The 24,930-nt window shown below is 35.6% G+C and carries 19 protein-coding genes and 1 pseudogene; 11 read left to right on the forward strand and 9 right to left on the reverse strand.

Annotated features, from left to right (window positions below):
* Together BKP37_RS20070 and BKP37_RS21135 are read left to right on the forward strand one after the other, a co-directional pair.
* A pseudogene (locus tag BKP37_RS20070) lies at window positions 1–246 on the forward strand (IS4 family transposase); the annotation flags it as partial.
* A 55-nt stretch (window positions 247–301) separates the two neighbouring features.
* Complete coding sequence (locus tag BKP37_RS21135; protein ID WP_483860433.1) at window positions 302–439, forward strand: hypothetical protein; 138 nt, start codon at window positions 302–304, stop codon at window positions 437–439.
* A 225-nt stretch (window positions 440–664) separates the two neighbouring features.
* Here BKP37_RS21135 and BKP37_RS09135 read toward each other — a convergent pair whose 3' ends face one another.
* The 3 genes from BKP37_RS09135 to BKP37_RS09145 form a co-directional block, all read right to left on the reverse strand.
* Window positions 665–1,321 (reverse strand): helix-turn-helix domain-containing protein, encoded by a 657-nt coding sequence (locus BKP37_RS09135; protein ID WP_071309307.1) that lies wholly within the window; start codon window positions 1,319–1,321, stop codon window positions 665–667.
* Between the two features lie 352 nt (window positions 1,322–1,673).
* The gene (gene nspC, locus BKP37_RS09140; RefSeq protein WP_071309308.1) at window positions 1,674–2,801 is read right to left on the reverse strand and encodes a carboxynorspermidine decarboxylase; all 1,128 of its coding nucleotides are present in this window, start codon (window positions 2,799–2,801) and stop codon (window positions 1,674–1,676) included.
* 1 nt (window position 2,802) lies between these two features.
* Window positions 2,803–4,041, reverse strand: coding sequence for a saccharopine dehydrogenase family protein (locus BKP37_RS09145; protein ID WP_071309309.1), 1,239 nt, complete (start codon window positions 4,039–4,041; stop codon window positions 2,803–2,805).
* 1,383 nt (window positions 4,042–5,424) lie between these two features.
* On the opposite strand from BKP37_RS09145, the gene BKP37_RS09150 reads away from it, so the two are divergent.
* The 3 genes from BKP37_RS09150 (at window position 5,425) to BKP37_RS09160 (ending at window position 7,857) form a co-directional block, all read left to right on the forward strand.
* Entirely contained in the window at window positions 5,425–6,315 is an 891-nt protein-coding gene (locus tag BKP37_RS09150; protein WP_071309310.1) for a transporter substrate-binding domain-containing protein, read from the forward strand.
* 80 nt (window positions 6,316–6,395) lie between these two features.
* The gene (locus BKP37_RS09155; RefSeq protein WP_071309311.1) at window positions 6,396–7,097 is read left to right on the forward strand and encodes an amino acid ABC transporter permease; all 702 of its coding nucleotides are present in this window, start codon (window positions 6,396–6,398) and stop codon (window positions 7,095–7,097) included.
* A 16-nt stretch (window positions 7,098–7,113) separates the two neighbouring features.
* The gene (locus tag BKP37_RS09160) at window positions 7,114–7,857 is read left to right on the forward strand and encodes an amino acid ABC transporter ATP-binding protein (protein ID WP_071309312.1); all 744 of its coding nucleotides are present in this window, start codon (window positions 7,114–7,116) and stop codon (window positions 7,855–7,857) included.
* Between the two features lie 110 nt (window positions 7,858–7,967).
* Here the strand turns inward: BKP37_RS09160 and BKP37_RS09165 are convergent, their stop codons facing one another.
* Entirely contained in the window at window positions 7,968–8,552 is a 585-nt protein-coding gene (locus BKP37_RS09165) for a TetR/AcrR family transcriptional regulator (protein ID WP_071309313.1), read from the reverse strand.
* Window positions 8,553–8,752: 200 nt separating this feature from the next.
* Between BKP37_RS09165 and BKP37_RS09170 the strand changes: the two genes are divergently transcribed.
* The 4 genes from BKP37_RS09170 to BKP37_RS09185 all read left to right on the forward strand — a co-directional run bounded on the left by BKP37_RS09170 (window position 8,753) and on the right by BKP37_RS09185 (window position 14,855).
* The gene (locus BKP37_RS09170) at window positions 8,753–9,664 is read left to right on the forward strand and encodes an ABC transporter ATP-binding protein (protein WP_071309314.1); all 912 of its coding nucleotides are present in this window, start codon (window positions 8,753–8,755) and stop codon (window positions 9,662–9,664) included.
* Complete coding sequence (locus BKP37_RS09175) at window positions 9,664–11,268, forward strand: ABC transporter permease (protein WP_071309315.1); 1,605 nt, start codon at window positions 9,664–9,666, stop codon at window positions 11,266–11,268. Before BKP37_RS09170 ends, BKP37_RS09175 begins: the two co-directional genes overlap by 1 nt.
* A 75-nt stretch (window positions 11,269–11,343) precedes the next feature.
* A complete protein-coding gene (locus BKP37_RS09180) occupies window positions 11,344–12,234 on the forward strand; it encodes a sensor domain-containing diguanylate cyclase (protein WP_071309316.1) in 891 nt (296 codons plus the stop codon).
* 50 nt (window positions 12,235–12,284) lie between these two features.
* Window positions 12,285–14,855: a sensor domain-containing phosphodiesterase gene (locus BKP37_RS09185; RefSeq protein ID WP_071309317.1), complete on the forward strand. Its 2,571-nt coding sequence runs from the start codon at window positions 12,285–12,287 to the stop codon at window positions 14,853–14,855.
* Window positions 14,856–14,948: 93 nt separating this feature from the next.
* On the opposite strand, the gene BKP37_RS09190 is transcribed toward BKP37_RS09185, so the two are convergent.
* The 5 genes from BKP37_RS09190 to BKP37_RS09210 all read right to left on the reverse strand — a co-directional run bounded on the left by BKP37_RS09190 (window position 14,949) and on the right by BKP37_RS09210 (window position 19,551).
* The gene (locus BKP37_RS09190; protein ID WP_071309318.1) at window positions 14,949–15,602 is read right to left on the reverse strand and encodes an SGNH/GDSL hydrolase family protein; all 654 of its coding nucleotides are present in this window, start codon (window positions 15,600–15,602) and stop codon (window positions 14,949–14,951) included.
* Window positions 15,603–15,677: 75 nt separating this feature from the next.
* Window positions 15,678–16,307 (reverse strand): polysaccharide deacetylase family protein, encoded by a 630-nt coding sequence (locus BKP37_RS09195; protein ID WP_071309319.1) that lies wholly within the window; start codon window positions 16,305–16,307, stop codon window positions 15,678–15,680.
* A gap of 171 nt (window positions 16,308–16,478) precedes the next feature.
* Window positions 16,479–17,711 (reverse strand): DUF438 domain-containing protein, encoded by a 1,233-nt coding sequence (locus tag BKP37_RS09200; protein WP_071309320.1) that lies wholly within the window; start codon window positions 17,709–17,711, stop codon window positions 16,479–16,481.
* 14 nt (window positions 17,712–17,725) lie between these two features.
* Window positions 17,726–17,950 (reverse strand): DUF1858 domain-containing protein, encoded by a 225-nt coding sequence (locus BKP37_RS09205; protein ID WP_071309321.1) that lies wholly within the window; start codon window positions 17,948–17,950, stop codon window positions 17,726–17,728.
* 149 nt (window positions 17,951–18,099) lie between these two features.
* Window positions 18,100–19,551 carry a c-type cytochrome gene (locus BKP37_RS09210; protein ID WP_071309322.1) on the reverse strand — a complete coding sequence of 484 codons (1,452 nt, stop codon included), beginning with the start codon at window positions 19,549–19,551 and terminating at the stop codon, window positions 18,100–18,102.
* Between the two features lie 240 nt (window positions 19,552–19,791).
* On the opposite strand from BKP37_RS09210, the gene BKP37_RS09215 reads away from it, so the two are divergent.
* Together BKP37_RS09215 and BKP37_RS09220 are read left to right on the forward strand one after the other, a co-directional pair.
* Window positions 19,792–21,126 carry an efflux RND transporter periplasmic adaptor subunit gene (locus tag BKP37_RS09215; protein ID WP_071309323.1) on the forward strand — a complete coding sequence of 445 codons (1,335 nt, stop codon included), beginning with the start codon at window positions 19,792–19,794 and terminating at the stop codon, window positions 21,124–21,126.
* 21 nt (window positions 21,127–21,147) lie between these two features.
* Complete coding sequence (locus BKP37_RS09220; RefSeq protein WP_071309324.1) at window positions 21,148–24,225, forward strand: efflux RND transporter permease subunit; 3,078 nt, start codon at window positions 21,148–21,150, stop codon at window positions 24,223–24,225.
* Window positions 24,226–24,930: the final 705 nt, after the last annotated feature.

The following is a 24,930-nucleotide window of genomic DNA, read 5'->3' on the forward strand; positions in this document are numbered from 1 at the left end:
GCTTGGCAGCAACGTTGTAGTAACGATCAACGTACATTTGGTGGTCTCTTTTATGATTTAACAGACGAATTACAAGATATAGACTGGGCGACAGCACTTTGTGAACTTCTTCTCATTCTTGAAGAAGTATCAAAGGAGTCAAATAAAGCAGTACAAAACTTAATAAAAAATCAAATAGTACAGTGGGTGAGTCACTTGCCCAACTATATCAAGGCTTTAGTGCCAATTTCTTGGTGCGAAACTTGAGTTATCAATTAAAGATGCTTTAACTTCCGAAGATATTATTGTTCATTCTTTAGCGATGATTGATAAAAGACTTGGTAAAAGGAGATTAGAGAATTTGAAATTCCATTCGGATACTCACCCGTTGTTGATAACATTCTTCCGAATAAGATGTGAGGTAGAAGGGGTCTCTAATTTTAATTTCTTACCAAATTAAAAAAGTTCTTTGTTTCACTAACTAGTGCGTATGTTGAAGAAGAAAAACGAAAAACAACAAAGCCATTTGTTGCGCAGTACAACGAAACTGCGCAATAAGATAAGGTTACTTCTTAGATTATATTATCGACGATACGAAGGTGTAGATTTGTTGCTAAAACGATTTGGTGTCTGCCTGCGATAAAGTTTTACTTTACGGGGCAGACACCTTTTTTCAGTTTCTAGTTTACGTTCGATAGCTTTTCCGATATTGGCATGGAGTAATTCCAGTAATTTTCTTAAAGATTACAGTGAAATTGGCTGGATGTTCATATCCCGTTTTATCTGCAATTTGTTCATCGCTTTCTCTGAGCAATCGTTTCGCTTCTCGTAAACGAATAATTTGCAAATACTCTTTGTATTGAAAGCCGCCTGTAATTTTCTTAAATGTGTGACTTAAATAAGATGGAGTAATATAGAAGTGTTTTGCGACCTTTTCTAACGTGATTTTCATATGATAATGATCGTTCAAGTAAGTCGATATTTCCGATATTTTCTGGTGCATCGGATGCAGTGAGGAGAGTTTCTCTATATTTTCTTTTATTGAATATCGATGCATATGAATGAGCAGTTGGGTTAAGAGTGCTTGGACATAAGTTTCATAAGCAACCTGTTTTGTCTCACACTCACGTATTAATTTTTGAAGCAGTTCTTCAACTATTGCCTGCATGTTAACGGAAAAGCGAATTAATGGAGCTCCGCAAATCTCTTTCAATAAGGGTACGTGCCCTGTTGACAACTGTGTCGTAAGGAACTCATCAGTAAAGTTAACTAGAATTCGTTCACACATAAGTACTTCTGAGCTCGTCGTACGGTGAACATCGTTTGGGTAGATGAAGATCATGTCCCCCTTACGAGCGGTTATAGACCGTTACACCTATATGGTACTATATCTACTTGAGCAAAAAAACCAAATTCATAATTATGAACTTGGTTTTTTACGAGGTAAGAAAGTATAAAATTCCTTACTTTGAAACTGTCTAGCGCAAGCGCCCTATCGACTAGAAAGCTTCCTTCGTCTCGTCTACGATAAGTCGAGAACGAAAGTCTAACGATTTCGACTCTCCTTCCTATATCTCACTCGACTCAGTACAGCTTATGACGTCGATGAGCAAGGGTGCTTGCGCTTTTCTTATATACTCTGTTAGGGTAGCTCATTTTCAAGAATGTACTCCCTTTAAGTTTCTATTACATTCTTATGCGAGTCTTATCTTAAAATCTTGATAGTCAAATTGTTTTGCAATGTAACAATTTCCATCTTTACCTTTAACGGCAATAGCTGGTAATGGCATTCCATTAAACGTGGTGTTTTTCACCATTGAGTAGATGGCCATATCACCAAAAACTAAGCGATCACCACTTTTTAATGGCTGATCGAAGGAATAATCCCCGATAACATCTCCTGCAAGACAAGTTTGACCACCAAGTCGATACGTGAATGGCTTTTCACCAACTTCACCTGAACCAAAAAGCGGTGGACGGTAAGGCATTTCTAGAACATCTGGCATGTGACAAGATGCAGAAGTATCTAAAATGGCAATCTCCATTTTATTTTGAAGCGTATCAAGTACTGTTGTAATTAAGTATCCTGCATTGAGAGCAACTGCTTCTCCTGGCTCAAGATATACGACTAAACCGTACTTTTCTTGCATTCTTTTAATACATTTTTCTAACAATGGGATATCATAATCTTCTCTTGTAATATGATGCCCGCCACCAAAGTTAATCCATTCCATTTGTGAGAGCCATGGACCAAACTTTTCTTCGACTGCATTTAGAGTTACTTCTAAATCGTCAGAGTTTTGTTGACATAGTGTGTGAAAATGCAATCCTGATACACCGTCTAACAAGTCAGGGCGAAAATGCTCGATCGTCACACCAAAGCGAGACCCAGGTGAACATGGATTATAGATGTCATGCCCTTCTTGAGTGGAGCATTCAGGATTAATGCGCAAGCCCACTTTTCTACCAGCTTGTAAAGCCTTGTCCTTAAACTTATCAAGTTGAGAAAATGAATTAAAGATAATGTGGTCACAAATTGAGATAATCTCATCAATTTCATCATCACGATAGGCAGGGGAAAAGACATGATTTTCTTTACCCATTTCCTCGTGACCTAGGCGAGCCTCGAATAAGCCGCTAGCTGTTGTTCCATTTAAATACTCTCCAATGAGAGGATACATTTTAGACATGGAAAATGCTTTTTGTGCTAAAACAATTTTACATCCTGTACGTTTCATAACTCCATTAAGGATTTTCAAATTTTTTTCCAAAAGACCTTCATCAACTACATAACACGGTGTCGGTAATTCTTCAAACCGCATCTTAACGAACGTACTCCGGATCTAACTTTTTTACAGGCTCAGTATCTACAAGCTCTGGGTTATGATCTTCTTGCCATGGTAAGCCCCATTTGTTTAAAGCATCCATGAAAGGATCTGGATCGAATTCCTCGATATTATAAACGCCTGGTTTACACCATGTTCCATTCATAATCATCATTGCACCGATCATTGCAGGAACTCCAGTTGTATAGGAAATAGCTTGTGAGCCCACTTCTTTATAGCATTCTTGATGGTCGCAAACATTGTATACATAATAAGTTTTTTCTTTTCCGTCTTTTTTCCCTTTAAAGATACAACCGATATTTGTTTTTCCAACTGTTCTTGGTCCAAGTGAAGCAGGATCAGGTAATACAGCTTTCAAGAATTGAAGTGGAATAATTTGTTTCCCTTCGTATTCAATCGGCTCAATTGAAGTCATCCCAACATTTTCAAGACATTTAAGGTGAGTTAAGTAGCTTTGACCAAATGTCATGAAGAAACGGATACGTTTAATTCCAGGAATGTTCACAGCAAGCGACTCTAACTCTTCATGGTATAATAAATACATATCTTTTTCCCCAACTTCTGGAAAGTTGTAAACTCGTTTGATTTCCATTGGCTCAGTCTCAATCCACTTACCGTTTTCCCAGTAACGTCCATTTGCAGAAACTTCGCGAATATTAATTTCAGGATTGAAGTTTGTTGCAAATGGATAGCCATGATCTCCACCATTACAATCAAGAATATCAATATATTCAATCTCATCAAAATGATGCTTTAAGGCATAGGCTGAAAATACCCCTGTTACACCTGGATCAAAGCCGCTACCTAAAAGAGCAGTAATTCCAGCTTTCTCAAAGCGCTCACGGTAATCCCACTGCCATTTATATTCAAATTTTGCTGTATCTTCCGGTTCGTAATTGGCAGTGTCTAAATAATGAGTTTTAGTCGCAAGGCAAGCATCCATAATTGTTAAATCTTGATAAGGTAAAGCTAAGTTCATTACTATATCTGGTTTAACCTCTTCAATTAAGGCAATTAACTCATCAACATTATTTGCATCAACTTGAGCAGTTGTAATTTTCGTTTTTCCACCATCTAATTTTGCTTTTAAGTCATCACATTTTGATTTTGTACGACTCGCGATACAAATCTCTTCAAATACCTCACTGTTTTGAACACATTTGTGGATAGTTACTGATGCTACTCCACCACAACCAATAATAAGTGCTTTTCCCATTCTTATCTCTCCTTACTAAATAGATTTTGCAACCTTGAGAGGTGGTGCATACAACCTATATTAGGTAGTTAGCAATTCTTTGTTAAAATATCCCCTCAAAAAGATTTTTTAAAACAAAAAAGCAAGTGCAAACGCATAATGCGCACAACACTTGCTTTAGATATAATTTTCAATATAAAAAAGCATCAATATATTTAGGATACAAGGTCATAAATATAATAACAAATTCCTAGAACTTTTCATTAGGAAGCTCTTAAATATTCAAAAAATATCAGTACGAGATCAGAGTTTATATAGCAAATAATTACTGTTATCACTCTTATTGATCGTTTCACAAGTTGTGTGCCTATATGCACTGGTTGTAAAGTAACCAACTTATAAAATTTGAGCTTTTAACTCAATCAATAAAGCAACTAAGTTGCCAATCGGCATTTGACCCGGCTGTCCGTATGGCCTTAACTTCTTGATGGAAGTGGTCAAAATTATCTGCTTGGAAATACATGATATTTTTTAAATATTAGTTTTCCAAATAATGCTCCTTTAGATTAACATAAATTATACAGATTTCAATAGTAAAATAAAATTTTTTTTGAGATGAAAATATTGAAATGATAAATTGAAGTTTAATAAATCGAGACTCGTTCCAGATGATGATAATAATGCATAAAAATGGAAGGTAGTATTGTAGTTACGTGGAGATACAGTAGGGAATTTTGAATTACATATTCATAATGAACTAAGTGGAACAGTAGTTAGTCGTGTTTACAAGTTAAGTGGCGTAGTAGTGAAAACTATAGTGAAAATACAATCCTTAATGAACTAACTATTGAAGTAGATGAAACAAAAAAATATACACAAATTCCGGAAAGGCTCAGCGCTTCATTTTGAAAAATTTTACCGCGGAGAGCAAAAAAAATAATAACGTTGGCGTTCATTAGGACAGAGATACCGCTATTATTAAAATATTATCACTTTATTAATCTTCTCGGTCACCTGGTCCGTTATTCCATATTAACTGTAAGAAAATATTAATAAATCTATCTAATAAAGGATCTGGTCTCTCGGTTATTTTTATCACAACACTTTATCGGAAGGTCGCTATTTGAAGGGATGTCGTTAAGTTTTCGTTGTTGGATATTGCATTCAAATGAGTCTCTTTTTTGTCATTTCTGTGGTGGTCTTTTTAAAAAGGGGTATCAAAATTAAGTTCCATTCATAAAAAACTAACAAAATTGGACAAAATATGAATAGCTTTTTTAGTAAAGCACCATTCGCTAAATATAGGGCGGTAACAAATAGTTGACAAGCTATTGATACAATGGTATTTTTTATTTTATTCCGATTGAAATACTATGAAATCAAGAGAGAAAGAGGCGTTTGAAAATGAAGAAAATTATAACTTTATTGTTTATACTACTGATGATGGTGGTAATAGTAGCTTGTGGTCCCGCTGAAGAGACACCAAACGAAGAGGAAACTAACGATATACAAACGGAAACAGAGAGTGAAGAAGCACGTGATACTGCGTGGGCAGATATAGAAGCAGCTGGAAAGATGATTGTAGGAACTTCAGGTACGTATAATCCTATTACATATTATGATGAGAACAATAATCTAACTGGTTTTGATGTTGAATTAATTAGAGAGATGGCTAACAGATTAGGTGTAGAAGTTGAATTCAATACAATGTCCTTTGATGGAATTTTACCTGCATTACGTAATGGACAAATCCACATTGCAGCTAATGATTTTGCAATAACAGAAGAACGTAAAGAGACATTTGATTTTGTACTTCCACACAAATATTCTTATGGCTCTGTGATTGTTCGAGTGGAAGATGTAGATAAATTTGAATCAGCGCACGATCTTGAAGGTGTGAAAGTTGCATTAGGATCGTTAACAAGTAACTATGCAGTGTTTGCAGATAATATTGGAGCAGACGGTGTGGCATATGATGGTGGAGTCGATGCTATTCTTCGAGATATTATTAATGGAAACCGTGATGCTTATTTAAATGATCGTTTAGTACTGCATCGTACATTAGAAGGATTTGGTGATGACCGCCTGGCGGTTGCAGAAAATGTAAAATATCACGCAACAGAAAGTGCGATCATTATGTTAAAAGGAAACCTTACTTTGAAAGAACGTCTTGATGAGGTAATAGAAGAATTACTTGAAGATGGTACAGTAAAAGAGTTATCGGAACAATTTCTAGGAGAAGACGTATCTCAACCATTAGATAAATCGGAAATTATTGGATTAGATGGTAATTAATTAAACGATACTAGAAGTACAAGGAGATTTCCTTGTATTTCTTTTTTCAATATTAAGATTTTTCGGAAGGAGGAGAAAATTTGTTTGATTGGTTTAATGAAATTAAATGGGAACATTTATATGAACCTAAACTTGCATGGGAATCATTACCGTTTTTATTTGAAGGTTTAAAATATACATTATATATTGCACTATTTAGTATGTTCTTTGCATTAATATTAGGTGTTTTAATAGGAATTGCTCGCATGTCTAAGTTCTGGTTTCTTCGCTGGCCAGCAAGGATTTATATTTCCTTTATGCGTGGTACTCCATTACTTGTTTTTCTTTTTATTCTTTATTATGGTTTTCCAGTACTTGGTATTAATTTTAGTAGTCCAATTATAGCAGGGATTATCGGAATTAGTATGAACTTCGCTGCCTATAACGCTGAAGTCGTGCGTTCTGCCATTATGTCAGTGCCTAGAGGACAGTGGGAAGCAGCTGCTTCTTTACAGATGGGGTATGTACAGACACTTCGAAGAATCATCATCCCTCAAGCTACGCGAATAGCATTACCACCTACGTTTAGTATTTTTATGGATGTTGTAAAAGGAACGTCATTAGCCTCGGTCATAACTGTACAAGAGTTATTATATAGTGCAAGACTTGTGTCAGGACGTACATTTGAGAGTATGACGATGTATACGACTGCTGCTCTTATTTACTGGGTCGTCTGTATTGTAATCGGTTATTTCCAGGAAAGATTAGAAAAACGATACAATCGCTATTTGAGTAAAAGGTAAATGAAGGGAGCTTTTTATGATTACTGTTTCAAATTTAAATAAAAAATTTGACGATCTGACTGTTTTAGAGTCTATTAACTTCTCAGTCAAAAAAGGTGAGGTTGTTTGCCTGATCGGTCCTTCTGGTTCTGGAAAAACAACTTTACTACGTTGTCTAAATTTATTAGAAATACCAAATGCAGGATCGATTATGATTGGCGACAAAACTGTTTCGTTTGGAAAGAAGGCGCCGACGAAAAAAGATATAAGCGAGTTACGGAGTTTCTCAGGAATGGTGTTTCAAGGGTTTCATCTCTTTCCGCACAAAACGGTTATCGAAAACATTATAGAAGCACCGTTAATTGTAAAGAAAAAAAAGAAAGAGGAATTAATCAGAGAAGGAGAAGCATTACTTAATAAAGTAGAAATGCTCGAGCACCGCGACAAATATCCTGATTCACTTTCAGGAGGACAACAACAACGAACAGCTATTGCTCGAGCGCTCATGATGAAGCCAGAGGTCATGCTTTTTGATGAACCGACCTCAGCCCTTGACCCTCAGCTTGTCAGTGAAGTTCTCAGAGTGATCGAAGACCTAGCAAAAGAAGGTCAGACAATGGTCATCGTGACGCATGAAATGAGTTTTGCTCGTCGGGTTGCAGATAAGGTATTGTTTATGGACGGCGGATACATTGTTGAAGAGGGCAGTGCTAAGCAAGTTCTTGAACAACCAACAGAGGAGCAAACAAAGAAATTTTTACGATTACTAGAAGAAGAATAGATTTTACTCATACGTGTTAAGTGATAAGAGCGTTAGAATAAAAATCCTTACGATCAGTATTGACTGGTTGTAAGGATTTGTTTTTTCTAAGAGTACATTTTACTTCTCCGTTATACTTCTTTATTTCCTACTACCCCATAAAAGAAAATATTCGTAATATCCTCAGTTAAAGGTAATATTTTCTGATACACTTCTTCTTTCTGAATATATTCTTTTAACATATGCACATAAAATAAAATTGCTTCATTTGAAAGGTTAGGGTCGACATATCCTTGTTCCTTACCTTCTTCAAATAGCTTTATAAAGTAAGGGATCGCTTTTTCGTTGTATAGCTTTTCAATTTCATTTCCCTCTGTATACTCCTTCATCATATAGTGATAAAATTCTTCGTGAATTTGACTAGCAACCTCTTTTTTATTAAAAATGATTTTCTTTATTTTTTCAGGAAAAGGTAGTTTCGCTTCGATAATGTTTTCAAAGTCAACGACTGCTTTATTTATATAAAAAATGAATACTTCATGAATTAATTTATGTTTGCTTTCAAAGTAATTATAAATAGTAACCTGAGAAACATTTGCTTCTTTAGCAATTTCAACAATGGAAACTTTTTGGATACCATGTTTCATAAATAGAGCTAATGCCGCTTCTAAAATATTTCGTTTCTTTAGTTCTCTTCGTCGTTGAAATCCGTCCATTTATTTCACCTCTAGTTTATATTAATAAAAATTATGTAATAAGACAAATGAAATAGTTCATAAACTATTGTCAAAGGAGTTTGTTTTGTATATTATGAAATCTGTAAGTTGAAATATTTCATAAATTTAAGTGTTTATAATAATTTAAACAAAGTCTTGCAGCAAACAAAGAAGTTTGATGGAAAAGAGGAGGCTTTATAATGACGATTTTACAAACAACAAATCTAACAAAGAAGTTTGGTAAATTTACGGCATTAAATGCTGTAAATATGGAAGTGAACAAAGGAGAGGTATTTGGTTTTATTGGACCAAATGGAGCTGGAAAATCGACAACTATTCGCATATTACTAGGTATTTTGAAGGCAACCGGGGGAGAAGCAAAAATATTTGGTAAGGATGCCTGGAAAGATGCGGTTGAAATTCATAAACGTATTTCGTACGTACCAGGTGATGTGACACTATGGCCGAATTTAACGGGTGGAGAAGTCATTGATTTATTTACGAAGTTACGAGGGGGAAACAATAAAAGTCGCCGCGAGGAACTAATTCAAAAATTTGATTTAGACCCATCTAAAAAGTGTCGAACCTATTCAAAGGGTAATAGACAAAAGGTGGCTTTAGTTGCAGCCTTCTCATCGGATGCGGATTTATATATATTAGATGAGCCTACATCTGGACTTGATCCACTAATGGAAAAAGTATTTCATGAATGTATCATGCATGCTAAACAAGAAGGGAAAAGTGTCTTACTTTCCAGTCATATTTTATCTGAAGTAGAAAAGCTATGTGATAAAGTAGGTATTATACGTCAAGGTAAAATCATTGAGTCAGGAACATTAAAAGAATTACGTCACTTAACGAGAACGAATTTGCTTGTGGAAACAAAGCAACAGATAACCGATCTAAACAATCTAAAAGGGATTTATGATATCGAAAGGAAAGAACAAGCCTTATCATTTCAAGTAGATCCAGAAGAATTAGATGCTGTGATGAAATATGTGAGTCAGTTTGGGTTAGTTAGATTAGAAAGTTCACCTCCGAAATTAGAAGATCTATTTATGCGTCATTATGAAAGGCCAAGTTCTCATATAGGAGTTGGAGGTGAATCTTAATGTGGAAGCAGTTCTACACTCAAACAGGAAGACTGTCTTATTTCATTTTAAGACGTGATCGAATTCGTATTCCTATTTGGTTACTTTCGCTAACTTTGGTCACGCTTCTTACTGCAAATGCTTTTACTGGACTATACCAAACAGAAGCAGAGCGTCAGATTGTTGCTGAGACAATGAGAAATCCGGCAATGACAGCAATGGTTGGCCCGGGGTTTGGATTAGACAATTATACGGAAGGCGCGATGATGGCTCATCAAATGTTGTTATTTACTGCAATTGTTGTAGCAATTATGAGTATTTTACTCGTAACACGACATACACGAGATGATGAAGAAGAAGGTCGGATCGAATTAATTCGTTCTCTTCCAGTTGGACGATTATCTAATTTAAGTTCAACAGTGATTGTATTATTTATAGTAAACGTTATTTTGGCCTTATTGATTGGTTTTGGATTGTATTCTTTAGGAATAGAAAGTATAGATCTACAAGGATCACTCCTTTATGGGGCAGCATTAGGAGCAACTGGAATTTTCTTCACTTCTATTACTGCATTTTTTGCCCAATTTTCGTCAACTACGAGAGGAACGATTGGTTATGCCTTTACTTTGTTAATGATTGCTTACTTAATTCGGGCGGTCGGGGATGTTAGTAACGAGATACTTTCATGGTTCTCGCCTCTTGGTTGGGTTTTGCAAACCAAAGTGTATGTTAATAATGATTGGTGGCCGATAATTTTTACAGTAGTCATAGCACTTCTAGTGGTGGGAGTTGCTTTTTATTTGAACGCCAACCGTGATTTAGGTGCAGGTTTATTACCGACAAGGCCCGGTAGAAAATATGCGTCACGTTTTCTGTTAAGTCCAATTGGACTGCCTTTTAGACTTCAGCAAACCGGAATTATTGCATGGGCAATTGGAATGTTTATATTAGGAACGTCTTATGGATCTGTACTAGGTGATTTGGAAACATTTCTTGAAAGTAACGAAATGCTAAGAGAGATGTTACAAGCGGTAGAAGGATTATCGTTAACTGAACAATATTTAACGATGCTAATGTCGGTAATCGCAATGCTATGTACGATCCCTGCTTTAATGTTTATATTAAAGCTGAAAGGTGAGGAGAAAAGAGGACATCTTGAACATATCCTTGCTCGTTCGGTATCCCGTACAAAGATAATGGGAAGTTATTTTTTCATTTCCATTGTGTTTGGCTCAATGATGTTATTCCTCGCGGTAATTGGTCTTTGGGCAGCTGCAACAGGAGTGATGGATGATCCGCTGTCATTTGAAACGTTATTTGGAGCAGGGATGGTTTATTTACCAGCGATGTGGGTGATGATTGGGGTAGCCGTTCTCCTTGTTGGACTTTTCCCTTCAATGACAGGTATAAGTTGGTTGTATTTAGCTTACTCTTTCTTTGTTGTTTATTTAGGTGGTTTGCTCCAATTCCCTGAGTGGGTAGGGAAAGCCTCACCATTCGGTCATGTACCAAAACTTCCGGTAGAAGACTTCGATTTTTTAAAAGTCTTATTGCTAACAATTGTCGCAATTGCTCTCGTTTTACTTGGATTTTTAGGATATAATAAGCGTGATATTGACGAATAATAATAAGAAAAAGCACATTCTAAGTAAGAAAAGAATGTGCTTTTCGTATAACTTTTGTAGTAGGGAGGTAAATTTGTGAGAGAATTATTTCAGACTAATCGTGACGAATTTATTAAATTTATTAACTATTTAAAGGATTTAATTTTTATTATGGAAGTTATAAGTGAACGTGAATTTCGTTATCTAATTGTGAACGATGCAGCAAAAGAAGCACTTAATTGCTCGAATATGATAGGTTTAAAGATAGAGGATGTTGTTTCGATGCAAGATGCCAAATTTTTAATCGAAAAGTATCGAGAAGTCATAATCAATAAAAAAGAAAACAACTTTGTTGCACGATACCAAAAAGATAAGTATGGTGAAACGGTTCTAAGTCCTATCTTTAATGAAGAAAATGATGTCGTTTATATCATTGGCGTTACACGTGATGTTACTGCTCGTCACCTTTACGAAGAAAAAATTCGTCATTTGGCCTTTTATGATTCGTTAACAGGACTTCCTAATCGAGAGTTATTTAATAGAGATCTAAATCGTGCAATGGAAAATGCAAATAGACTGAAAAGTAAATTGGCATTGCTTTATATTGATTGTGATAATTTGAAGCCAGTTAATGATCAGTATGGGCATGATATAGGGGATCAATTTTTAATAGAGGTTGCAAAAAGGTTACATAGAAGTGTGAGAGTTAATGACAGTCTAGCTCGTATAGGTGGTGATGAATTTAATATATTATTAACAGGAATTAATAAAAATAAAGATATTATCAAAATTGTTAATAGAATTTATAGTACAATGAAAAGAGATTGGATTTATGCAAACATAAAGGTTGATATACACATTAGTATAGGAATTGCTGTCTTTCCAACTCATGCAAAAGATGCACATAGATTATTAAAAAAAGCGGATATAGCTCTATATAAAGCTAAGCAATGTGGACGTAATTGTTATTGTTTTTCTGATAGTTAATGGAATACAACAAAATTTTTTATAGATAAAATATGAAAAGGTTTGATGTTATGAAAAGTGTAGAGCATGATTATTTATTACAATCTTTAATAAAGCAAAATGAAGTATTAGAAAAAATCTCTCAAGGGGAAGACCTAATTCATGTACTTGAAACAATAATTTTAAGTATAGAAGACATATTTAGTGACGTAATGTGTTCGGTCCTTTTTTGGGATGATAAGCAAAAAATATTAAAGAATGCTATCGGACCAAGTTTACCTCAGGAATACTTAGCTTCATTAAATAACGGGGTGAAAATAGGACCAAATGAAGGATCTTGTGGGACAGCAGCGTTCTTTGGTGAAACAGTGATTGTTACAGATATTTCTTTAGATCGACTATGGAGTAAATATAGAGATTTACCATTATCTTTTGGGTTGAGATCTTGTTGGTCAAAACCAATACATTCCCCAGAAAGAAAATTGTTGGGAACTTTTGCATTTTATTATTCGAAACCACACCAACCGTCAATGAGTGAAATTGATGTATTTGAAAGATTTACGTACTTAGCGGGAATTGCGATGGAAAGGCAAAAAGTTGAGCAAAAACGTGAAAAATATGAGTTAATGGCTGAAAATATTACAGAGTTACTTCTTATTTTAGATCCGAAAGGGTACATAACCTATGCATCGCCTTCTTTTAAAACAACATTAGGATATGATCCAGACGAGCTCCTTGGGAAGTATTCATTCGACTATTTACCATTAAATAATGTAAAATTTCTTTCAGAGGAATTTGGGAAAATTGTAAAAGAAAAAGCCGATGATTTTAAAATAATTAATATTATGAATAGAGATGGAAAGTATGTACCAATTGAAGTGACAGGCGTCCCCGTGTTGGAAAAAAGCGGTGAGGTAAAAAATATTGTTATGGTTGGTCGGGATATTCAAGAAAGAAAAATAATTGAAAAAGCATTGAAAGAAAGTGAAGAAAGATATCGATTATTGGTCGACTCATCACCAGATGCCATACTTGTTCACGATAATGGAGAGATTGTCTATACGAATAAATCCGGCGCTACTCTTATCGGCATCGATAAACCTAGTACAATTTTTGGGAATTCTATCTATTCATATATTGATCCAAAAGACCATCCGATTATTATTAATAGATTAAAACAGTACTATTGTGGAGAAGCGGAGATGCTAGATCCAGTTGAAGTAAAAGTTATCAAATGTAATGGTGAAAGCGTAAACATTGAAATTACCTCTCGTGTGGTTATTTATGAAGGGAGAACTTGTGTCCAATCTATTGCCAGAAATATTACAGATAGAAAAAAGAACGAAGAAAAAATTAAATTTTTGGCCTATCACGATCATTTAACAAAGTTACCTAATCGTTTTTATTTTAATGAATTAATTCAAAAGCAACTTGATAATATGAAACAAGTAAAACATAAAATGGCTATTTTATGTTTTGATCTTGATAATTTTAAACAATTAAATGAATCTCTTGGTCACTCTATGGCAGACAATGTTCTAAAAACAGTTTCCGAGAAAATTCGTAAATGTATACCAATTGATGCAGTTATTGCAAGAGTTTCTGGAGATGAGTTTTCAATTTTACTTCCTAATATAGAAAATATAGAGCAAGTAGAATTTATATCCAAAACGATATTGGCCACTTGTAACGATGAAGTTTCTATAGAAGGACGTAGTATAAAGACACCAGTAAGTATCGGGGTTAGCGTTTATCCTTCTCATGGGAAAGATCGAGAGGAATTAGTTAGGAAAGCCAACTTAGCATTGGATACTGCCAAACAAAAAGGAAAAAATAATTTTCAATTATATACAGAAGAGATTAAGAATAAGTTTGTTAGAAAAAGAAAATTGGCTGAAGATTTGAAATACGCGATCGAGAATCATCAATTTTTTATTTGTTATCAACCGATCATAAATACAATGAAAAATAAAGTATGTTCTGTTGAAGCATTATTACGTTGGAAACACCCATTCGAAGGGATGATTTCACCTGGAGAGTTTATTCCGATATCTGAAGATAATGGGACAATTGTTCCAATAGGAGAATGGGTTTTAAGAAGTGCTTGCTTTCAAGTGAAACAGTGGCAACAACGAGGTTTTTATGATTTAGTATTAAAGGTAAATTTGTCAGTTCGGCAGTTTGAACAAGAGAATTTTGTAGAGATGATTGCCAATGTACTAAAGGATACCAGTTATAATCCACAACTACTAGAGTTGGAAATTACCGAGAGTATATTAATGCAAAATACAGAGCAAACAATAGAAATATTAAATAAGCTAAAAAAGTTGGGGGTTAAGATTTCACTTGATGACTTTGGTAAGGGCTTCTCTTCACTTTCATATTTAACCGATTTTTCTTTCGATGTATTAAAAATTGATCGTTCGTTTATACAGAAGGTTTTAATAGACGAGAAATCTGCTGCAATCGTTAATACCGTTATCAATTTAGCTCATCAATTAAATTTAAGAGTCGTTGCTGAAGGAGTAGAAACTGAAGAACAATTCAAGTTTTTAGTAAATAATCAATGTGAGGAAGTTCAAGGTTTCTTCTTTAGTCACCCTTTACCAGTAGAAGATTTTGAACGGCTATATTGTACCTAAATAGTATGTTTGAGAAACCCTTGCTGAATAACTAATTTTATGGCTTATTCAGCAAGGGTTTATTGTTTGTATATCGTCATCGATTACCCAGTATTACTTGTTCCAATCAAAATTAATTTCTCGTAAAAAGGCCCTTGCTAAAATCATATGTCCAGTAGCGGTAGGGTGAATACGGTCCCATGCCAACGTCGAAGGGTAAAGGTCCTTTAAGACTTGGTTAAAAGCTGCTTGTGTATCGACAAAAATACAGTCGTGCTCTTCAGCGATATGGCTAACAACTGAACCATATCGGTCCATTGTTTGGCGCATGGCGTCTTGTTCATTACTTTCTATATAAAAAGGTGTCATCAGTACAATCCCTTTTACATGAGGACTTGTTTCATTAATTAGTTTTCTCAGCGTTTCCTCATACTCTTCGATGTACACGTGCCAATCTTTAATGAATGGTGTATCATATTGCCGCCAAACATCGTTGATCCCAATCATAATTGTTAACCAATCAGGTTGTTGCTTTAGCACATCAGTTTTCCACCTTTTTGCTAAGTCGCGAACAGTGTTTCCATTAACTCCTTTATTAACAATTCTAATGCTTAACTCTGGATAAACAGACTGTATGAGTGCATCAATGTAAGATACATAACCTTTGCCTAACGCACCGAATAAACCTTCCCCTTCTGGTTTCGTTCTTTCACAATCTGTCACCGAATCTCCGATAAACAATAATTTTTGACCTTTTTCAAGCTTCATTTTATGTCACCTTCCTAGTGTCATTATTAATCAATAATGTAAGATATCCAATAGATTAGAAGATTTAAATAGTTCTTAAACTCCAGTTTCTGATAATTGTAATAACTCACTTACTGTAACAAGTTGATAACCTTGCTCCTTCAGTTCAGTGGCAAGGATTCGTACAGCTTCAACAGTTTGTGAACGATCACCACGACTATCGTGAAAGAGAAGAATACTTCCACTTCTTATATGATTGCGGGTTTTCGATAAGATAAAATCAATTCCTGGTTGTTCCCAATCTAATGCGTCAAGGTTAAGTGCTCCAATTACCTTACATCCTAATTTTTCTGATATGGAGATGACTACTTCATTGTAATCTAGGTAGGGTGGGCGAAAGGTAGCTGGTTTTATACCTGTCATTTCTGTTATTATTTGATCAGTTCGTGTAAGTTCGGTTTCGCAGTCACTTAATTGTATTTGAGTTAACTTCGGATGAGAATATGAGTGGTTCCCTATTTCATGTTTTTGATCTACTACAGTTTTTACAATTTCCGGATGTTTTATCATTTGGTCACCAATCATATAAAAAGTTGCTTTCCCACCAACTTCTTGAAATATTTGTAATAACTGTTGAGTATAGATAGGATTTGGTCCATCATCAAATGTAATGGCTACAGCTTTATGTAACGATTGAACTTCATTAATAATTTTTATTTCTTCCATTTGTAACTCTCCTTTCAGAATAATAAGTTAACTATACTAATCTAATAATAGTATAAATTGGTATGACAGAAAAAAGAATAGAAAATAGTAGATAAATAGGTATATCGTCTATACAAAAAAATCCTTACTAACCGATGTTGCTGTTAGTAAGGATTTTTACAATTAATTTTTTTAAGACATTAAACGTTTCTCTCCAGTAATAGCTTGAATTGGTTGTATATTTTGAGTGAATTCCACTGTTCCCTTATACGTACCGTCTTGATCTCGAACTGCAAAGTAGCGAATATATACAAATTTATTGTGGAAATTAATCCAAAAATCCTCTACATCTTTTTTGCCAGATTTAAAGTCGTCCAATAATGCATTTACAATGTGAGCACTTTGTGGTGGATGACAGTTTTGTACTGTTCGACCAATGATTGACTTAGTACGGTGGAAAATTCGCTCCTTACCGTGTGAAAAATAGCGTACAACATCGTTTTCATCAATAAATGTAATATCTATTGGAAGGTGGTTCATCATTAACTCTATTTGATCTAAAGATAAAATCCCAGTTTCTAGTTGAATGACTCCTTCTTTCATAAAGGATTGATCTAATAAATCTGCTCGTTCAGGCTGCCATGGTGTTGGTGGGTCGATAAATGTGTAGCCAATCACATCACCCTCACGTTCAATCTTAAGCCATTCATCTTCTGTTAACTTTTCCATAGACATCGGTAATAAAATGTTTTCCTCTTTATAAATCATCTCTGAAACTTCTTCAATAATATATTCTACTTTTGTTATTAGTTCTTCTAATTGGCGAGTGCCGTCATTGAGTTGATTACGTGCTTCTTTAATTGCTGCTCGTATTCTATCATCGACACCCCACATTACTTTCGTTGGTCCAAAAATACCGACTTTCTCTAAATATGGAAAAAGTAAATTTTCTTTACGGCTATAGTGATTATCTATTTCTAGGAGTTCTGTTAAATCATTAAAAAGTTTTTCTTTATTTTCATCACTTTGATCACGTTGATATTGATCCTTATGAAGACTAAGTTTGAAATTAACGAATTTATCAATTTCTCGATTTTCCTTAAAAAATGTGTGTACAGGGTGTCCTGGTTTAGTTCCAAGAGCTTCATCGCTGTGAATTTCCTCAATAGAACCTTTGAAAACTTCTGTATGGACCGAACAAAGGCGTTGAACCTCTTCTACAGAAATACCTTCCTCGATCATTAAGGCTTGCTCCATTTGAGAAATTTCATTGACACTTACTTTATCAATGGCCTGTTGAAACCGTTCTTTTACTTCATCTACATTTTTTCCGTCGTGTAATTCTTTTATGATCTCTTTTAATAGTTTTTGTCTTTGAGATTGATTTAACTCCTGTTTTTCACGGTTATTTATCATTTCACTCATTTAATTCAACTCCATTAATCGATGATTTTAAATCCATGACTTGTTAAATGCTCTTTTACTTTTTCTAAAGGGATCTTCATAGTACGGCATCCTTTTGGAATAGTCATAATTTTCCCCATGGATTGAAGCATCCCTGGTTTTGTAATATTTACAAAGCCTAATTCTTTCATTAATTCAATTAATTCTGGATAGGCGGTACACAGTTGATATATAGATTTTTTTAAACATATTTCTTTCATAACTTGTTCACCTCTTAGTAAAAAAGTGCGAATGATTTTTATTCTCAACTATATTTTAACACGAAGGAGATGCTTATACGGTGATATAAATCACCAAATAACTGAAAATCGAAGCAAAAACCCAAGCGAACGAATCGCTTGGGTTTCTTTTAATGACTGTGTACGTCGCTATCTATTCCATTGTTAAGAAGCCATTCGGCGATTAAATGAGCTTCTTGATCATCAACGAGACCATCTGGCATCATCCCACTACCTTTGAGAATGATTTCAGAAATGTCATCAACGGTCATTTTTTCTGAAAGGTTTTCTAGGCTAGGGCCGCCACCACCCTCTAAATTACCGCCATGACATGAACTACAAGCACTTTGATATAAACCCTCTGCTGTAACAGTTACGGAGTCATCTTGTACTTGTTGTAGGCCAAAAGCATGGTAAGGTATAAATTGGATTTCATGAGGTGGACCTTCAGAAGGCATTTCTGCAAGTAATGCCCCGGTTTCAGTATCCCAAATTTGCACTCCGCTTACCGGTCTTCCACCAATTAAATAAGGATAACGTTCTGTAGACAAGCCATGATTTAATGTCCATAATTCCTTGCCGTCAGGGCTAACAGCCATATGGGCTGGAATAATTGTTCCAGTTTGGTTCCAGACAACATCATGAGTCATTGTGTCTACTTTGAAGATTTGATGACCACCAGTGGTTACGTAACCAAATTTTCCATCTGGATTGAAAGATATATGAATAGGACGATTTTTCAATTGAATTCGATCTGTAATCTCAAGTGTTTCTACATCAATTACTACTATTGTATTATCACCACCAACGGCAACCCATACTGTTTTTCCATCCGGTGTTAAATTAACACCGTGTACTTTTCCTTCGGTTTCGCCAACGATGATTTCTTTAACGATTTCGTTTGTTTTCCAATCAAACACAACGACTTTACTTTCTGTGTTAACTGTAGCGAAAAGGTAAGGTGTGTCAATAACGATGCCATCCCAATACATTGCTGGTGTAATATAATCTGCACCTTCACCAACATGTAATGTGTCGACTTCTATTTGTAATTCGATATCAACGATAGAAATTGTACCGCTTCGATCATTAGCTACGTATAAATATTTTTCATCAGGAGAAAGCGCTGCATGATGTCCGCCTTTACCTACCGGTGTTCTCCATATTTCTTTTAATGTTTTTGTATCATAAGCTAGTACATACGAAGGTTCTTCATAGTCAAACCAATTAACAGTAAAGAACATGGAAAAATCATTCGTAAATGTCATGGCATGTACATCGTGTAAATTAGGATAATATTCTGGAATTGTTCTCTCAAGCTTTGGACCACCTGTATCAATAGCTGTCACCAACTTTCGATACTTTGCATCAAAGATTAAAATTTTATTACTAGCGCCACCTGCAACGACAGCAAAGTATTCGCTTCCATAAGTTCCGCCAGCAATCTGAATATCAAGGGAATAATCCTCTACTGTTTCAGAGGTTGATTCAGAATCAACGGTTTCTTCTTTTTTTTCTTCACTAATACATGCAGTTAATAGTAACAAAATTAAACTACCTATAACTATTAAGCTTTTTTTCATCGTAATGGCTCCTTTAATATATATTAATTTATAAATATTTTAACAAAAATAGTAAATGTATAATTATCTAAACTGTGACACTTAAATGAATGATTTTTTATTGGGAAATATAAGTACGTAAATTCTTAGAAAATATATAACAATGTTCATACTATGTTCATTTAAAGATGATAATATAGACACGTACTAATTTATTAGGGTTATAAGAAAGATTTTTTTCAAAATGGAGGGTTTACTAAAATGGCTTTAACGAAAGAAAAAGGATTTGTTTTTCTATTTGCATTAATATTCTTTTTAGTAGGTTGCAGTACTAATGGTAGTACATTAGCAGAGGAAAAAGATGAACCAGCTCGTTTTCCTGTTGAGATTAGTCAGATTGAAAAGGGTACACTTACTAGTCAGTTAAGCCTTTCTGGGAATGTTATGGCTAGTAAACAATTACCAGTACTTCCAATGGTAGCAGGAGAAGTAAAAGCTGTTCATGTAAAAAACGGAGATATCGTTGAACCTGGTGATCTATTAATCGAAATAGATGTATCAGATATTGAATTGAATGTTTCCCAAGCACGTGCTGGCTTAGAGGCTGCTGAAGCTAACTTAAATGGAACAAAAGCAATGAGGGAGCAAAGTATTCGTCAGGCACAAATGCAATTAAATCAAGCAAAAGATCTTTATAAGATGCTTGAAGAGGCAGAAGATATCGATATTGATCTAGATAATGTGCCTGAAGAGTTTCACGACATTTTTAATCGTTTAATACAAAGTAATCTGCCAACAGAAGCAGATAAAAAGCAAGCGAAAACCGCTGTGGAACAAGCTGAGATGGCATTAGCTCAAGCGAAGAGAACGGAGCAAGTTGATGCAGCTAATGCTTCGGTGAAACAAGCAAAATTGTCTGTAGAAATGGCTGAAAAGCAAAAGAAACATGCTGTTGTTAGAGCGCCAATTGAGGGCCAAATTAGTAATTTTCATACAAGTGTTGGAGCAATGGTTTCTCCCCAAGCTCCACTTTTACAAGTAGTTCAAATGGATCAACCGGTAGTTCACCTAAACGTAAATGAATCGATGCTAGCAAACATTGAAGTAAATCAAGAAGTTGAGGTTTATATTAGATCAAATAACGAGATGTATGAAGGGCGTATTACCTATATTAGTATTATGCCTGCAGAACAATCACGAGCATATCCTGTAGAAGTAGCCATTTCTAACCCAGGAAATAACCTGAGGGTGGGGATGCTTGCAGAAGTCATGGTTCATCCTTTAATTGTTGAGGAAGAAGTACTTGTTCATGTTGATGCAGTAACGAATGAAAATGACCAGAGTATTGTTTATGTGACTCATGATGGAGAAAGTGTACAAAAAAGAGTGATTACAATTGGAAATGAAACTTCAGAATGGATCAGTGTGGAAAATGGCCTAGAAGAAGGAGAATATGTCGTTGTGAGAGGGATCCATCAGCTTTATGATGAAGCTTTAATTAATATCCGTAACGATATCGGTCAAAGTTTTGGAGAAGAATTAGATGAACCACTAGGAAGCGAGGATAAAGAGTCTAGTAGTGAAAACGAGGTATAACGGAAATTCGGAGGTACGTAAATGAGACTAATAAATGAATCGGTTAAACGGCCGGTTGGTGTAGTTATCATCGCACTCGTCATGATTATGTTGGGTGTGGTGTCTTTATCTGGTTTAAAAGTAGATTTAATGCCAGATTTAGAATTACCAATTGCAGCTGTTTCAACCCCATATAATGGTGCAGCTCCACAAGAGGTCGAGAGTTTGGTGACTAGGCCACTAGAAGGAGTGTTAAGCGCTACGGAAGGTTTAACAACCATTCAGTCAATTTCAACACAAAATCAATCATTGATTTTGTTAATGTTTGATTTTAATACTGATTTGGATAGTGTTATGCTTGATCTTCGTGACCGTATAGATATGGTTCGTCCGATGTTACCAGATGGTGCAGGAGCACCTTCTGCAATGAGGTTTGATCCGAACCAAATGCCAATTATGCAAATTGGTATTTCAGCAGAGATGGACTTAACTAGACTAACTTATATTGCAGAGGATAATATTATCTCACAAATCGAACGTATTCCAGGTGTAGCCTCTGTCAACTTAACCGGTGGTCAAGAAAGGGAAATTATTGTCGAACCAGACCTCGTATTAATGCAAAGGTATGGGTTGACAATATCACAACTGGTACAAATGATTGGTGGCGAAAACCTTAGTGCGCCAGCTGGTGAACTTACACGCGGTGGCCAAGAAATGCCATTACGAATTGTCGGTGAATTTCGTACAATAACAGACATTGAGAATGTTAATATCCCTCTAAGGACAGGACAAACTCTTAAATTGTCTGATATAGCTGAAGTGAAGGATACGTTTAAGGAACAATCGTCGTATGCCTATGTTAATGGTGAACCTACGTTAAGCATAGATATTTCAAAACAGGCTGATGCAAATACAGTTGAGGTTGCTCATGCCGTATCAAGAGAGCTTGATAATCTTCAAAGAAGTTTAACTCAAGGTGTAACACTGACAAAAATAATGGACTCATCAATGTTTATAAAAGAATCTATTAATAGTGTTGCTATGAATATGATTATCGGTGGAACGATGGCCATTCTTGTTCTTTTAGCATTCTTAAGAAGTTTAAGAAGTACGTTAATTATCGGGTTATCAATTCCAATAGCTATTATTTCAGCATTTACCTTGCTTTATTTTGCTGGTGAAACGATTAATATTATTACTTTAGGTGGTCTGGCTCTAGGTATTGGGTTATTAGTTGATAGTTCGATCGTTATTTTGGAAAATATCTATAAGTTTCGCGAAAGAGGTTATAGTCGAATTGAATCGGCAATAAAAGGGGCTTCTGAGGTATCTTCAGCGGTAATTGCTTCAACGATGACTAGCTTGGTTGTTTTTTTACCTATCGTTTTTACACAAGGAATCGCAGCTGAAATATTTATGCCATTAGCACTAACTGTTGGGTTTACGTTAATTGCATCACTCGTTGTTGCATTAACAATAGTCCCGATGTTATCGGGATTATTGTTACCAGAGATAAAGGCCGACGAAGACCCTAAAGGATTTAGGAAAATTGGTGCAGCTTTTGGACGCTTACTTGACGGAATAACTAAACGCTATCAAAAAATATTAAAATGGTCTATTCATCATAAGAAGACGATTGTATTCGGGACGATTTTCCTCCTGATTGCTAGTTTAGGTACTGTAAAACTAGTTGGTTTAGAATTAATGCCGGCATTTGATCAAGGAGAGATTTCAGCAAGGTTTGAAGTTCCACCTGGGACATCGATGGAAGATAAGCTAGAAAGTGTAAGAGAAATAGAAGGGTTTTTATTAGATACCGGTGTTACCGAAGTCGTACAAACGTCTATTGGTGGAGGCGGTATGATGGGCATGGGTGGCGGTTCGAGTGATGGTAATTTCTTTATTCGTCTGTTACCTACTAATGAGAGGAATATTACGACAAATCAAGTAATTGAAGCTTTTAGAGATTTTACTGAGACACTACCAAATATTGATGTCAATGTAAGGTCATTTGAGAGTGATGGTATGGGTGGCAACCCGATTGATATCGAAGTAAGAGGAGATGAACTTGATACCCTTAAACTAATCGCTGATGATATTAAAGATATTATTAGTGCGGTACCAGGAACGGCTAATGTTACTCATTCAATGGGAGAAACACGACCAGAAATTCAAATTGTAGTTGACCGAGATATTGCGAGACAACACGGTTTAACATATGCAGAAGTAATGGACACAGTTAGGAGTAGTGTTAGTGGACAAGTAGCTTCTCTTTTGCGTAGAGATGGACAAGAAATTAGTATTAAAGTTATTTTACCTGAACAATATCGTGAGAATTATACAGATTTGCAAAACTTACCGATACTAACTCCTATAGGAGATCTTGTTCCACTTTCTGAAATAGCTAAATTTGTACAAGCAGAAGGGCCAACTGTTATTACACGTCAAAATCAAACTCGTGGTGTATCCATTAGCGGGGACATTATGGATCGAGATTTAGGTAGTGTCATTGCAGAAATTGAAGAAGAGTTAAATCAATATATATTTCCAGAAGGATATGATTATCATACAGGTGGGGAATATGAAATGATGATGGATGCATTTGTTGATTTATCTCTTGCGTTAGTTCTAGCGATCTTTCTTGTTTATGCAGTGATGGCATTTCAATTTGAAAAAGTATTGTATCCATTTATTGTTATGTTTAGTTTACCAGCAACATTTATTGGTATTATGGTAGGTTTCCTATTAACAAACAGGCCGTTAAGTGCACCGGCATTTATTGGAATCATTATGTTAGCAGGTATTGTTGTAAATAATGCAATTATTCTTGTTGACTACATTAATAAATTAAGAAGTCGAGGTATGTCTAGAGAAGAAGCCATTTTGGAGGCAGGTCCAACAAGGTTACGTCCAATCCTTATGACGATGTTAACAACTGTTTTAGCCATGGTGCCACTAGCGATTGGGTTTGGTGAAGGTGCTGAGTTGCAAGCACCGATGGCGACTGTTATCGTATTTGGTTTAACATTCTCTACAATAATTACTTTAGTGCTAGTACCTGTCATTTATATCTATACCGATAGTTTTACAAACTGGTGGAAAGGTTTATTTACTCGTTAAAAAGAGAATAGTGATGCGGAAGTTTCATAATAGAAAAAGAGCACGTTTTTTTTCAAGAGTACAAATGGTAATAGCATTTGTACTCTATTTTTTATGTTTGAATTTTCAAGGATCGTGCAGAAACAAGGGTGAACCGCGCATAATCGAGTAGAAGCCGCGCATAAAATGGTAATCGCGCACAAATTTGAGAAATCGCGCAGAAAGGGATCTGGATCGCGCAGAAACAAGGGTGAATCGCGCAGAAAGGGATCTGGATCGCGCAGAAACAAGGGTGAATCGCGCACAATCGAGTAGAAACCGCGCATAAAATGGTAATCGCGCACAAATTTGAGAAATCGCGCAGAAAGGGATCTGGATCGCGCAGAAACAAGGGTGAACCGCGCACAATCGAGTAGAAATCGCGCATAAAATGGTAATCGCGCACAAATTTGAGAAATCGCGCAGAAAGGGATCTGGATCGCGCAGAAACAAGGGTGAATCGCGCACAATCGAGTAGAAATCGCGCATAAAATGGTAATCGCGCACAAATTTGAGAAATCGCGCAGAAAGGGATCTGGATCGCGCAGAAACAAGGGTGAACCGCGCACAATCGAGTAGAAATCGCGCATAAAATGGTAATCGCGCACAAATTTGAGAAATCGCGCAGAAAGGTAGCGGGATCGCGCAGAAACAAGGGTGAATCGCGCACAATCGAGTAGAAATCGC

The organism is Anaerobacillus alkalilacustris (assembly GCF_001866005.1).
GTDB lineage: Bacteria > Bacillota > Bacilli > Bacillales > Anaerobacillaceae > Anaerobacillus > Anaerobacillus alkalilacustris.

Excerpts from the sequence above, each read along its gene's own strand:
- BKP37_RS09205 (WP_071309321.1), bottom strand. The coding sequence starts at position 17,950 with ATGAAAGAAATATGTTTAAAAAAATCTATATATCAACTGTGTACCGCC.
- BKP37_RS09195 (WP_071309319.1), bottom strand. The coding sequence starts at position 16,307 with ATGGAAGAAATAAAAATTATTAATGAAGTTCAATCGTTACATAAAGCT.
- BKP37_RS09190 (WP_071309318.1), bottom strand. The coding sequence starts at position 15,602 with ATGAAGCTTGAAAAAGGTCAAAAATTATTGTTTATCGGAGATTCGGTG.
- BKP37_RS09165 (WP_071309313.1), bottom strand. The coding sequence starts at position 8,552 with ATGGACGGATTTCAACGACGAAGAGAACTAAAGAAACGAAATATTTTA.
- BKP37_RS09210 (WP_071309322.1), bottom strand. The coding sequence starts at position 19,551 with ATGAAAAAAAGCTTAATAGTTATAGGTAGTTTAATTTTGTTACTATTA.
- BKP37_RS09175 (WP_071309315.1), top strand. The coding sequence starts at position 9,664 with ATGTGGAAGCAGTTCTACACTCAAACAGGAAGACTGTCTTATTTCATT.
- nspC (WP_071309308.1), bottom strand. The coding sequence starts at position 2,801 with ATGCGGTTTGAAGAATTACCGACACCGTGTTATGTAGTTGATGAAGGT.
- BKP37_RS09185 (WP_071309317.1), top strand. The coding sequence starts at position 12,285 with ATGAAAAGTGTAGAGCATGATTATTTATTACAATCTTTAATAAAGCAA.
- BKP37_RS09220 (WP_071309324.1), top strand. The coding sequence starts at position 21,148 with ATGAGACTAATAAATGAATCGGTTAAACGGCCGGTTGGTGTAGTTATC.
- BKP37_RS09200 (WP_071309320.1), bottom strand. The coding sequence starts at position 17,711 with ATGAGTGAAATGATAAATAACCGTGAAAAACAGGAGTTAAATCAATCT.
- BKP37_RS09215 (WP_071309323.1), top strand. The coding sequence starts at position 19,792 with ATGGCTTTAACGAAAGAAAAAGGATTTGTTTTTCTATTTGCATTAATA.
- BKP37_RS09150 (WP_071309310.1), top strand. The coding sequence starts at position 5,425 with ATGAAGAAAATTATAACTTTATTGTTTATACTACTGATGATGGTGGTA.
- BKP37_RS09135 (WP_071309307.1), bottom strand. The coding sequence starts at position 1,321 with ATGATCTTCATCTACCCAAACGATGTTCACCGTACGACGAGCTCAGAA.
- BKP37_RS09145 (WP_071309309.1), bottom strand. The coding sequence starts at position 4,041 with ATGGGAAAAGCACTTATTATTGGTTGTGGTGGAGTAGCATCAGTAACT.
- BKP37_RS09170 (WP_071309314.1), top strand. The coding sequence starts at position 8,753 with ATGACGATTTTACAAACAACAAATCTAACAAAGAAGTTTGGTAAATTT.
- BKP37_RS21135 (WP_483860433.1), top strand. The coding sequence starts at position 302 with ATGATTGATAAAAGACTTGGTAAAAGGAGATTAGAGAATTTGAAATTC.
- BKP37_RS09160 (WP_071309312.1), top strand. The coding sequence starts at position 7,114 with ATGATTACTGTTTCAAATTTAAATAAAAAATTTGACGATCTGACTGTT.